We start from the raw sequence: 11,180 nt of genomic DNA, 5'->3' as shown, positions 1-11,180 counted from the left end.
CCCCCGGAGTGATCCGGGGGGCCGCCCTTCGTCGTACGCGGGTACGAACGGACTCAGTAGGCGCTGTTGACGTTGTCGATGGAGCCGTACCGGTCGGCGGCGTAGTTCGCTGCCGCGGTGAGGTTGGCGACCGGGTGGTACTGGCTGCGGGGGGTGCCCGGCACGTGGTAGGCGTCGAAAGTCGGCTTGATGACCTGGAGCAGGCCGATCGACGGGGTGCCCTTCTGGGCGTTGATGTCCCAGTTGTTGATGGCCCGGGGGTTGCCGTCCGACTCGCGCATGATGTTGCGGTGCAGCCCGTCGTAGGAACCGGGGATGCCCTTCGCCTTCATGATCGCCAGCGCCTCGCGGATCCAGCCGTCCAGGTTGTTCGCGTACACCGGCTTGCGGGCGGCGGCACGGCTCGCGGCCTGCTTCGCTTCCCGCTTCTTCGCGTCGGCCTCGGCCTTGGCCTTCTTGACCTTGTCGACCGCGGCCTTCGCCTTGGCGGCAGCGGCGTCCTGGGCCTGCCTGTCGGCCGCGGCGTGCTGCTTGGCGATGCTCATCTGTGCGCTGCTGCCCTGGGAGGCGACCATCGCGACCGATGCCATGTGCTGCGTGCCGGCCTCGGCCTCGGCGGGACCGCCGCCGGGCAGGACCGTAAGGGCGAGCGAAGCGGCACCGAGCGCGGCGACACCGGCGATGGAGAACCGGTGGGTCTTGGTCAGGCGGCTATGGCCAGGGGTGGCGGACATGCGGAGAGACCTCTCGGAAGGGGAAGCGCCGCGGACTCCGCGACGGCAGCCATTGTTAGCGTCCGCAAAATCGCCAGGCAAAGCTGTGACGTACGAAGCCGGATAGTGGACCGGGGGTGGGCGAACCCCGCCTCCTACCCCTGCTCCACCCGCTCACACGCCCTTCATCCCTCGACTACGCAGCTTCGTAAGTGACCTACGCCCTATGCTCGGCCTCACACCCAACCCGCACCGGTCTCACCGAAAGTAGCCGTAGCAAATCAGCCAGTGAACGAGTCGGGGGCGAGATCCCCTCCTCCCCCTACACCTTCCGTCCTAGGTCCTCGGCGGCCACCACCCCGCCCCTGGCCCGATGCTCGCGGCCCGCCACCGCCGGTACCGTGACCGCATGACCAGGCACCGCCCCGCCCGACCCCTCCCGGCCGCCGCCGAACCGCCCCGGGAATCCCCGAGCCCCGCCCACGCGGACCTGGCCGCCATCAGCTCCGCCCTGCTCGCCATGAGCCGCCACCTGGAGGTCCACGACGTCCTCAAGACGATCGTGGCCTCCGCCCGCCGGCTCCTGGACGCCGAGTACGCGGCCCTCGGAGTCCCCGACGACCACGGCGGCTTCGCCCAGTTCGTCGTGGACGGCGTCAGCGAGGAACAGTGGAAGGCCATCGGCCCCCTGCCCCGCCAGCACGGCATCCTCGCCGCGATGCTGCACGGCGCGGACGCCGAACGTCTCGCCGACGTCACCAAGGACCCCCGCTTCGGGGGCTGGCCGAGCGCCCACCCCGACATGTCGGACTTCCTGGGCCTGCCCATCCGGGACGGCGACGAGGTCATAGGCGCCCTCTTCCTCGCCAACAAGCGCTGCCCCAGACCCGAGGGCGGCTGCGGCTTCACCGCCGCCGACGAGGACCTCCTGCGGATCCTGGCCCAGCACGCCGCCATCGCTCTCACCAACGCCCGTCTGTACGAGCGCAGCCGCGAACTGACCATCGCGGAGGAACGCTCCCGCCTGGCCCACGAGCTCCACGACGCCGTCAGCCAGAAGCTCTTCTCGCTCCGCCTGACCGCCCAGGCCGCTACCGCCCTCGTCGACCGCGACCCCGCCCGCGCCAAGGAAGAACTCCACCAGGTGGCCGCACTCGCCGCCGAGGCGGCCGACGAGCTGCGTGCCGCCGTCGTCGAGCTGCGCCCCGCCGCCCTGGACGAGGACGGCCTGGTCGCCACGCTCCGCACCCAGATCCAGGTCATGGACCGCGCCCACAGCGCGCACGTGGTCTTCGACAGCTGCGGGGTGAAGGCCCTGCCCGCCGCCCAGGAGGAAGCGTTTCTCCGCGTCGCCCAGGAAGCCCTGCACAACGCCCTGCGCCACTCCGGCGCCTCCCGTGTCGACGTCGTACTGGAGAAGAGGACCGACACGGTCCGGCTCAGCGTGAGCGACAACGGCTGCGGGTTCGAACCGGCAGCCGTACGCCGCGCCGGCCGCCATCTCGGCCTGGTGTCGATGCGGGACCGGGCGAGCGGGACCGGCGGCCGGCTGACAGTGGAATCGGCGCCCGGCAAGGGCACCACGATCACCATGGAGGTCCCCGGTGCCTGACCCCGGCCACCCCGGCCCGGCCCACCCCACCCCGGCCCACGACGGCGGGAGCACCTCGTCGGACCATGCCCCGGCGCCCGCCGCGAAGGCCCGCATCCGCGTCCTGCTGGTCGACGACCACCAGGTCGTACGCCGGGGGCTGCGCACCTTCCTGGAGGTACAGGACGACATCGAGGTCGTCGGCGAGGCGGGCGACGGCGCGGAGGGCGTCGCCCGGGCGGAGTCGCTGCGCCCGGACGTCGTCCTGATGGACATCAAGATGCCCGGCACCGACGGCATCGAGGCCCTGCGCAAGCTCCGCGAGCTCGCCAACCCGGCACGGGTGCTGATCGTCACCAGCTTCACCGAACAGCGCACCGTGGTCCCCGCCCTGCGGGCCGGTGCCTCGGGCTACGTGTACAAGGACGTCGACCCGGACGCGCTGGCCGGCGCCATCCGCTCGGTCCACGCCGGGCACGTGCTCCTCCAGCCGGAGGTCGCCGGAGCCCTCATCGCACAGGACGACCCGCAGCACGGGCAGGGCAGGGGCAACGCCCTCACCGACCGGGAGCGCGAAGTCCTGGCCCTCATCGCGGACGGCCGCTCCAACCGGGAGATCGCCCGCGCCCTCGTCCTCTCCGAGAAGACCGTCAAGACACACGTATCGAACATCCTGATGAAGCTGGACCTCGCCGACCGCACCCAGGCCGCGCTCTGGGCCGTGCGACACGGCCTGACCGACTGAAAGAGGCGACGACCGGGGCAGAGCCGGACCGTCACCCTCCGGTCTGAGATTCATACTGTCGGGCGGATGTCCCTCACATGGCGTAACCCGGCCGCCGTCCGGCCGTTCTCCATGACGTGCCGCGGCGGCTGGCCGCGGCCATGGCTAGGAGGAACCCGAAATGAAGAACCTGAAGAAGGCCGTTGCCCTGACCCTGGTCGCAGGCGGGCTCGTCGCCGCCGGCGCCGGTGCCGCCTCCGCCACCGGCCACGGCGGTGCCGAGGCCAACGGCAAGGCCGTCCACTCGCCGGGCGTCGCCTCCGGCAACCTGGTCCAGGCCCCGGTGCACATCCCGGTCAACGCCGTCGGCAACACCGTCTCCGTCATCGGCGCCCTCAACCCCGCCTTCGGCAACCACGGCCTCAACCACTGACCCCTCTGGACGCCGCCCCGCCCCCAGCCCCCTTGGGCGGCGGGGCCGCCCCCCGGGGCGGAACGGGCGGGCAAGGGGGCGGCCCCCCGGCGGAGCCGAGCACCGCACCCCCGCCCCACCTCCGCCCCGCCCCCACCCGGCCACCCCTGCCCCGCCCCCGGCACAGACCACCCCCACCCCCCACCCCTACTCCCTCTCCACCACCACCCCATACGCCGCCACCATCGCCCTCCGAGCCACCCTCTCCACCGGCCTCAACGCCTCCCCCCGCGCCCACATCTCCGACGCACTCACCGCACCCCCGTGCCCACTCCCGCGGGCCAGCCCCACCACCAGAGCCACCCGCCGCGCCATCTCCAGCACCCGCACCGCGCGCGCCGGATACCCCGGAGCCAGCACCTCCCGCGCCCCGGGAGCCTCCGCCCGCGCCCGGTACACGTCGATCGCCGCCGAAGCCACCGGCCCGGACCCGGCCACATCGAGCCGCGCCAGCACCGCCGTCGCGTCCCGCAGGGCCTCCGCCAGCTCCCGCTCCGCCTCGCCGAGCGACGGCACGTCCGCCGGCGGTGCCTCCCGTACCGCCGAGCAGACCCACACCACCTCGACGTGCACATCCCCGTCGGGCCCGGCCTCGGTCACCTCGGGTACGAGCCCCAGCGCCGCCCCCGTACAGATCACCGCCTCCTCCGCCTCCAGCGCCCGCGCATTGAACTCCGGCGGCCCGCTGAGCCCCAGCGGGTGCCCCGGTGCCGGCAGCGCGACCCGGAAGCCGGTGGCACCGAGCGCCCGCAGCCGCCCCAGCGCCAAGGTGAGCCCGACCGGCCCCGACTCCCCGGGCAGCCCGGTCACCCGGTGCACCGCGTCGTCCCCGACAATTGCGACCGCCGCGTCATCCGGCGAGACAAATCCCCCCAACAGGGCATTTCCCCAAGCCGCCAGCATTCCTGAACGTGGTTCCGTGAGCATGCGGACAGCCTAGATTCCGGTCCGCACCGGTCCCAAGGGCGGGAGCGACCGACCGGTGGCGTAGGTTTTCCCTGGGCGCTGTGCCCACAGGCACACGCGACATTTCGATACTGCATGGGGAGACAACGCGCTCATGAGCGATGTACTGGAGCTGGTGGACGTAGCCGTGGTCCGCGACGGACGGGCTCTGGTGGACGACGTCTCCTGGTCGGTGAAGGAAGGCGAACGCTGGGTCATCCTCGGCCCCAACGGCGCCGGCAAGACCACACTGCTGAACATCGCCTCCAGCTACCTCTTCCCCTCCGCCGGCTCCGCCACGATCCTCGGCGAGACCCTCGGCAAGGTCGACGTCTTCGACCTCCGCCCGCGCATCGGCATGGCCGGCATCGCGATGGCGGAGAAGATGCCCAAGCGGCAGACCGTCCTGGAGACCGTCCTCACCGCCGCGTACGGCATGACCGCCACCTGGCACGAGAGCTACGACGAGGTCGACGAGCAGCGCGCCCGCGCCTTCCTGGACCGGCTCGGCATGAGCGAGTACCTGGGCCGCAGGTTCGGCACCCTCTCCGAGGGCGAGCGCAAGCGCACCCTGATCGCCCGCGCCATGATGACCGACCCCGAGCTGCTCCTCCTGGACGAGCCCGCCGCCGGCCTCGACCTCGGCGGCCGCGAGGACCTGGTGCGCCGCCTCGGCCGCCTGGCCAGGGACCCGTACGCACCCTCGATGATCATGGTGACCCACCACGTCGAGGAGATCCCGCCGGGCTTCACACACGTCCTGATGATCCGCCAGGGCAAGGTGCTCGCCGCCGGACCCGTGGAGACCGAACTGACCTCCCGCAACCTCTCGCTCTGCTTCGGTCTCCCGCTCCTCGTCGAGCACCGCGGCGACCGCTACACCGCCCAGGGCCTGCCGATGAACTAGCCGGAGCTCCGGCCCGCCGGCGCCCCGCTCGTCCAACCGGGCCCGGACGTACATCCTTTGCGCCCTGTCCGCGCCGACCACCCGCCCCTACCATGGCCGTTGTGGACATGGACACATGGCTCTGGTGGCTGATCGGCGCGGCGGTGCTCGGCATCGCGCTCGTCGTGACCTCAATGCCCGAACTGGGAATGCTGGCGGTCGGCGCGCTGGCGGGCGCACTCACCTCGTATCTGGGCGGTGGTCTCGTCGCCCAGGTGCTGGTGTTCTCAACCGTCTCCGTCGCCCTCCTGCTCGTCGTACGGCCCATCGCCGCCCGGCACCGCAGTCAACGGCCCCAACTGGCCAGCGGTGTCGATGCCTTGAGAGGCCGTCAGGCAGTGGTGCTGGAGCGGGTCGACGGCAGCGGGGGCGGCCGCATCAAGCTGGCGGGCGAGGTCTGGTCGGCCCGCGCACTCGACGCGGCGCAGGCCTTCGAACCGGGCCAGCAGGTCGACGTCGTCGAGATCGACGGGGCCACCGCCGTGGTCATGTGACGACCCGGGGGAGCATGCCGACCAACTGCGGTCTCCTACAAGGGAACCGGGTGGCCGGAACACACCGCACACCGCGCCGCCATCTGGAAAACTCGATCATCACGGCACGACCGAGAAACACGAAGGGCACGGGGAAGCGATGTCATCGATCATCATCGTCCTGATCATTCTGGTGGTGCTGGTCTTCATCGCCCTGATCAAGACGATCCAGGTCATCCCACAGGCCAGCGCGGCCATCGTCGAACGCTTCGGCCGCTACACCCGCACCCTCAACGCCGGGCTCAACATCGTCGTCCCGTTCATCGACTCGATCCGCAACCGGATCGACCTCCGTGAACAGGTCGTCCCGTTCCCGCCGCAGCCGGTGATCACCCAGGACAACCTGGTCGTCAACATCGACACCGTCATCTACTACCAGGTGACCGACGCCAGGGCCGCGACCTACGAGGTCGCCAGCTACATCCAGGCCATCGAACAGCTCACCGTCACCACCCTGCGCAACATCATCGGCGGCATGGACCTGGAGCGGACCCTCACCTCCCGAGAGGAGATCAACGCGGCCCTGCGCGGCGTCCTCGACGAGGCCACCGGCAAGTGGGGCATCCGCGTCAACCGCGTCGAGCTCAAGGCCATCGAGCCGCCGACCTCCATCCAGGACTCGATGGAGAAGCAGATGCGCGCCGACCGCGACAAGCGCGCCGCGATCCTCACCGCGGAGGGCATCCGCCAGTCCCAGATCCTCACCGCGGAGGGCGAGAAGCAGTCCGCAATCCTGCGTGCCGAGGGCGAGGCAAAGGCGGCTGCACTGCGCGCCGAGGGCGAGGCCCAGGCCATCCGAACGGTCTTCGAGTCCATCCACGCGGGCGACGCCGACCAGAAGCTCCTCGCGTACCAGTACCTCCAGATGCTCCCGAAGATCGCCGAGGGCGATGCCAACAAGCTCTGGATCGTGCCCAGCGAGATCGGCGACGCGCTGAAGGGACTTTCCGGCGCGATGGGCAACTTCGGCCCGATGGGCGGCAACTCGGGCGGTTCCGGCAGCGCCAAGGAGCGCCGCGAGCAGCCCCCCATCGACTGACCCGCCGGCCCCTCCGGCATGATCACTCCTCACAGGCAACAGTGATCACTGCTCGGAGGGGCACCGTATGACGATCTGGGAGATGCTCGCCGTCTTCGCCGCAGGCATCGGCGCGGGCACCATCAACACCATCGTCGGCTCGGGCACCCTCATCACCTTCCCGGTGCTCCTCGCGACCGGACTGCCGCCCGTCGTCGCCAACGTCTCCAACACCATCGGCCTGGTCCCCGGCTCGATCAGCGGCGCCATCGGCTACCGCAAGGAACTGGCCGGCCAGCGCGCCCGCATCCTCCGCCTCGGCGGCACCGCCCTGGTCGGCGGGCTGATCGGCGCGATCCTCCTGCTGTGGCTGCCGTCCTCGGCGTTCGACACGATCGTGCCGGTCCTGATCGGCGTCGCCCTGGTCCTGGTGGTACTCCAGCCGAAGCTCTCCGCCGCCCTCAAACGCCGCCGCGAGCAGAACGGCGACGCGGCGGGCCCGCACCCCGACGGCGGCCCGGCCCTCCTCGTCGGCCTGCTCCTCGCCAGCGCGTACGGCGGCTACTTCGGCGCGGCCCAGGGCGTCCTCTACCTCTCCCTCATGGGCCTCCTCCTGCACGACTCCCTCCAGCGCATCAACGGTGTCAAGAACATCCTCGGCGCCGTCGTCAACGGTGTCGCCGCCGTCCTCTTCGTCTTCGTCGCCGAGGTCGACTGGACGGCCGTCCTGCTGATCGCCGTCGGCTCCGCCCTCGGCGGCCAGATCGGTGCGAAGATCGGACGCCGACTGCCCCCGACGGTCCTGCGCGGAGTGATCGTGGTGGTCGGCCTCATCGCGATCGCCCAGCTCCTGCTCGGCTGACACCGGTACATGCGCGAAGGAGCCCGCCTCCACCACGAGACGGGCTCCCTCTTCCTGCGACCGCACCTACGCGGCGGACTCCGCCCGCCTTCCCCTGTCCCTCCACCCGGTTCGCGCAGGGGTGATGCCGTCCGGCAGCGAGTCCCACTCCGCTCCCCGCAGCGACAGCAGCATCGCGTCGGCCGGAGTCGGCACGAACGGCTCGAACAGCAGCGGCATCCCCGCCTTCTCCGGAGTACGGTCCGCCTTGCGGTGATTGTCCTCGGCACACGAAGCCACCGTGTTCAACCACGTGTCACCGCCACCACGCGATCGCGGCACGACGTGGTCCACGGTGGTCGCCCGCTTCCCGCAGTACGCGCACCGGTGTTGGTCCCGTATCAGCACGCCCCGCCTCGACCACGGAGCTTGTCTTCGGAACGGCACCCGTACGTACCTGCTCAGACGGATCACCATCGGCACCGGAAGATCAACGGCGGCACCGCGCATGCGCAGCCCGGGATGAGCCTGCTCGACCACGGCCTTGTCCTGCAGGACAAGCACCACCGCGCGGTTCAACGTCACCGTCGACAGTGGCTCGAAGCTCGCGTTCAGTACCAGCGTGTCACGCATCCCGCCCACCCTCCGTGTGCCGGCCCACCCCTTGGCGGGCTTGGATCAACTCTGGCGGGACGCGCCGGAATGGACAACGCATTAACGGCGCCCCCACAGGGAGCCGCCACACCCCCCAAACAAAAACTGCCCGCTCCTGATCTCTTTCAAGACCAGGAGCGGGCAAATACCCAGTGAATCTTTCCGTACGCCGCTCAGCCCTCGGCCGGAGCCTCGTACTCGGCTACGAGCTGCGCACGCCCGAGCGTGTGGAACCGCAGATTGAACCCGACCGCCGCGGGCGGTGTGGAGGCGTCGACGCCCAGCTTCTCGGTGTCCACCGCGTACACGGTGAAGACGTACCGGTGGCGTTCGCCGGCCGGGGGAGCGGCGCCCCCGAAGCCCTGCGTCCCGTAGTCGTTCCGCGCCTGGAGCGCACCGTCAGGCAACCCCTCGAACTTCCCGGAGCCGGCCCCGGCGGGAAGCTCCGTCACGGAGGCCGGGATGTCGAACACGGTCCAGTGCCAGAACCCGCTGCCGGTCGGGGCGTCCGGGTCGAAGCACGTGACGGCAAAGCTCTTGGTCTCCGCCGGGAACCCCTCCCACCGCAGCTGCGGCGACGTGTTCCCCTCGGCGTACACCTGTGCGTCCTTCAGTACGGCGCCGTCGGCGACGTCATCGCTCAGCACGGTGAACGTTGCCACCGGAGGGTGGAAGTCATGAGGCAGCGGCGGCCTCTTGGCCTGCTCGGACACGGTCACATCAGCACCTTCCTGATCATTGCTCTCTCGGAACGTCGCTCTCCCGGAACCCTGCGGGTCCGCGTCAGAGCCAGTTGCGCTGTCCCCCGACCTGCGCCAGCCACTGGTTGAGGTAACCGGCCCAGTCCGTGGACTGGAAGTCGTTCAGCCCGACCTGGAACGCCCGGTAGGAGTCGCTGCTCTCGCTGAACATCCCGCCCTTGCGGTCCATTTCCAGGATCACGTCCATCTCCCGCCCGTCCGCGATGAACGTCAGCTCGACCTGGTTCAGCCCCCGGTACTGCTGGGGCGGCAGGAACTCGATCTCCTGGTAGAACGGCAGCTTCTGCCGCGTCCCACGAATGTGCCCGCGCTCCATGTCCGCGCTCTTGAAGCGGAAGCCCAGCTGGACGAAGGCGTCCAGAATCGCCTGCTGCGCCGGCAGCGGATGCACACTGATCGAGTCCAGGTCCCCGGAGTCGACCGCCCGCGCGATCTCCAGCTCGGTGGTCACGCCGATGTCCATTCCGCGCAGCTGCTGCCCGGCAATGGTGGTGACCGGCGTCTCCCAGGGGATGTCCAGCCCGAACGGCACCACGTGCACCGCTCCTGCCTGCACCTCGAAGACCCCACCCAGCTTCACCTTGGTGAACTCGATGTCCTGCTTGACCTCCTGGTCACCGCCCTCCACCTCGACCCGCGCCTGGAGGCCGACCGACAGCCCTTCGATCTGCTGGGCGACGGACCCGCCCTGGATCCGCACCTCGCCCTGCACCACTCCACCGGGGACGACGTTGATCTCGGTGAGCTCGGTCTCGACGGACGCGCCTCCCGCACCCAGGCTCGCCAGCAGCTTCTTGAATCCCATGCTTCTCCCCAACTCTTCCGGTCCTGACCAGTGCACCTGACCAGTACAAACGCTCAACCCGGGCACCCGGTTCCGCGCCTACCCGCACATCACGCCACCAATAGCCCGCGTCAGCTACCCTCGGCGGGCATGATCGCGCCGACCCCAGACCGTACGCCGCTCACCCGCGACTTCTTCGCCCGACCCGTACTCGACGTGGCCCCTGACCTGCTGGGCCGCACCCTGGTCCGTCGCACTCCCGAGGGACCCGTCGAGCTCCGCATCACGGAGGTCGAGGCATACGACGGTGAAGGCGACCCCGGCTCGCACGCCTTTCGCGGCAAGACGGCCCGCAACGCCTCGATGTTCGGCCCGCCCGGACATGCGTACGTCTACTTCATCTACGGCATGTGGTTCAGCCTCAACCTGGTGTGCGGCCCCGAGGGCAGGGCGAGTGGTGTCCTGCTCCGCGCCGGCGAGGTGATAGTCGGTGCCGACCAGGTCCGCAAACGACGACTTTCAGCCCGAAAAGACAACGAACTGGCCAAAGGCCCCGCGCGGCTGGCCACCGGGCTGGACATCACCCGCGCTTTGGACGGCACCGACCTCTGTGTCGGCGCGCAGTCCCCTCTCTCTGTACTGCACGGCAGCCCGGCCCCCGCTGACCTGCGGGAGAACGGCCCCCGCACCGGAGTGGGCGGCGAGGGTGCGGTCCACCCCTGGCGCTTCTGGATCTCCGGCGACCCCACGGTGAGCCCGTACCGGGCGCACAAGCCGCGCCGCCGGGCGACTTGACGCGACACCCTCACCCGCCTAACGTAGCCCGAGCCGCTTGAGACGGGCACTGCTGTCGGCACGGTCCATCGGATCGAACCCAGCAGCCCCCGGAGCGGCCAACCACTACTACGACTTCCCTCACGGGATCTGAATTCCGGCATGCCTGAATTCATTCCACCGACTTGATTTTGAGTCGCCGAGAAAAGCCGCTAAAGTAGTGGACACGCCGAAAGGCAAGGCCCGCCAACGGCCACTGGAAAGAAATTCCACACCGGAAACGGCGCGGAAATGATCTGGTAAGGTTGGAAACACGAAGTACCGAACGAAAACGTCCGGAGGAAAGCCCGAGAGGGTGAGTACAAAGGGAGCGTCCGTTCCTTGAGAACTCAACAGCGTGCCAAAAGTCAACGCCAAATATGTT

The 11,180-nt window shown here is 69.9% G+C and carries 14 protein-coding genes; 8 read left to right on the top strand and 6 right to left on the bottom strand.

All coding sequences use genetic code 11. From position 1 onward, the window contains the following. Positions 1 to 53: 53 nt before the first annotated feature. The gene (locus ACFWVV_RS37375) at positions 54 to 734 is read right to left on the bottom strand and encodes a transglycosylase SLT domain-containing protein (protein ID WP_384358976.1); all 681 of its coding nucleotides are present in this window, start codon (positions 732 to 734) and stop codon (positions 54 to 56) included. A gap of 499 nt (positions 735 to 1,233) precedes the next feature. On the opposite strand from ACFWVV_RS37375, the gene ACFWVV_RS37370 reads away from it, so the two are divergent. The 3 genes from ACFWVV_RS37370 (at position 1,234) to ACFWVV_RS37360 (ending at position 3,461) form a co-directional block, all read left to right on the top strand. Next, positions 1,234 to 2,325, top strand: a complete 1,092-nt coding sequence (locus ACFWVV_RS37370) for a GAF domain-containing sensor histidine kinase (RefSeq protein WP_384358982.1) — start codon at positions 1,234 to 1,236, stop codon at positions 2,323 to 2,325. A 94-nt stretch (positions 2,326 to 2,419) separates the two neighbouring features. Further along, positions 2,420 to 3,049 carry a response regulator gene (locus ACFWVV_RS37365; protein ID WP_384358980.1) on the top strand — a complete coding sequence of 210 codons (630 nt, stop codon included), beginning with the start codon at positions 2,420 to 2,422 and terminating at the stop codon, positions 3,047 to 3,049. 160 nt (positions 3,050 to 3,209) lie between these two features. Continuing rightward, positions 3,210 to 3,461, top strand: a complete 252-nt coding sequence (locus ACFWVV_RS37360) for a chaplin (RefSeq protein ID WP_384358974.1) — start codon at positions 3,210 to 3,212, stop codon at positions 3,459 to 3,461. Positions 3,462 to 3,647: 186 nt separating this feature from the next. On the opposite strand, the gene ACFWVV_RS37355 is transcribed toward ACFWVV_RS37360, so the two are convergent. Continuing rightward, positions 3,648 to 4,427 (bottom strand): hypothetical protein, encoded by a 780-nt coding sequence (locus ACFWVV_RS37355; protein ID WP_384358972.1) that lies wholly within the window; start codon positions 4,425 to 4,427, stop codon positions 3,648 to 3,650. A 133-nt stretch (positions 4,428 to 4,560) separates the two neighbouring features. On the opposite strand from ACFWVV_RS37355, the gene ACFWVV_RS37350 reads away from it, so the two are divergent. From ACFWVV_RS37350 to ACFWVV_RS37335, 4 genes are all read left to right on the top strand, one after another. Further along, positions 4,561 to 5,352 (top strand): ABC transporter ATP-binding protein, encoded by a 792-nt coding sequence (locus ACFWVV_RS37350; protein ID WP_384358970.1) that lies wholly within the window; start codon positions 4,561 to 4,563, stop codon positions 5,350 to 5,352. Positions 5,353 to 5,444: 92 nt separating this feature from the next. Next, the gene (locus ACFWVV_RS37345) at positions 5,445 to 5,885 is read left to right on the top strand and encodes an NfeD family protein (protein ID WP_384358968.1); all 441 of its coding nucleotides are present in this window, start codon (positions 5,445 to 5,447) and stop codon (positions 5,883 to 5,885) included. A gap of 139 nt (positions 5,886 to 6,024) precedes the next feature. Continuing rightward, positions 6,025 to 6,963 (top strand): SPFH domain-containing protein, encoded by a 939-nt coding sequence (locus ACFWVV_RS37340; protein WP_384358966.1) that lies wholly within the window; start codon positions 6,025 to 6,027, stop codon positions 6,961 to 6,963. Between the two features lie 67 nt (positions 6,964 to 7,030). After that, on the top strand, positions 7,031 to 7,804 hold the full coding sequence (locus tag ACFWVV_RS37335) for a sulfite exporter TauE/SafE family protein (RefSeq protein ID WP_384358964.1): 774 nt from the start codon (positions 7,031 to 7,033) through the stop codon (positions 7,802 to 7,804). 66 nt (positions 7,805 to 7,870) lie between these two features. Here ACFWVV_RS37335 and ACFWVV_RS37330 read toward each other — a convergent pair whose 3' ends face one another. From ACFWVV_RS37330 to ACFWVV_RS37320, 3 genes are all read right to left on the bottom strand, one after another. Continuing rightward, positions 7,871 to 8,416 carry an HNH endonuclease gene (locus tag ACFWVV_RS37330; RefSeq protein WP_384358962.1) on the bottom strand — a complete coding sequence of 182 codons (546 nt, stop codon included), beginning with the start codon at positions 8,414 to 8,416 and terminating at the stop codon, positions 7,871 to 7,873. A 194-nt stretch (positions 8,417 to 8,610) separates the two neighbouring features. Continuing rightward, positions 8,611 to 9,156, bottom strand: a complete 546-nt coding sequence (locus ACFWVV_RS37325; protein ID WP_384358960.1) for a YbhB/YbcL family Raf kinase inhibitor-like protein — start codon at positions 9,154 to 9,156, stop codon at positions 8,611 to 8,613. 64 nt (positions 9,157 to 9,220) lie between these two features. Next, the gene (locus ACFWVV_RS37320; protein WP_384358958.1) at positions 9,221 to 10,003 is read right to left on the bottom strand and encodes a sporulation protein; all 783 of its coding nucleotides are present in this window, start codon (positions 10,001 to 10,003) and stop codon (positions 9,221 to 9,223) included. A gap of 132 nt (positions 10,004 to 10,135) precedes the next feature. Between ACFWVV_RS37320 and ACFWVV_RS37315 the strand changes: the two genes are divergently transcribed. Then, the gene (locus ACFWVV_RS37315) at positions 10,136 to 10,777 is read left to right on the top strand and encodes a DNA-3-methyladenine glycosylase (RefSeq protein WP_384358978.1); all 642 of its coding nucleotides are present in this window, start codon (positions 10,136 to 10,138) and stop codon (positions 10,775 to 10,777) included. 120 nt (positions 10,778 to 10,897) lie between these two features. On the opposite strand, the gene ACFWVV_RS37310 is transcribed toward ACFWVV_RS37315, so the two are convergent. Then, the coding region (locus ACFWVV_RS37310) for a hypothetical protein (RefSeq protein ID WP_384358956.1) at positions 10,898 to 11,180 on the bottom strand (283 nt) is incomplete at its 5' end.

This window comes from Streptomyces sp. NPDC058663, assembly GCF_042716745.1.
Lineage (GTDB): Bacteria > Actinomycetota > Actinomycetes > Streptomycetales > Streptomycetaceae > Streptomyces.
This window is presented reverse-complemented; position numbering and strand designations above follow the sequence as displayed.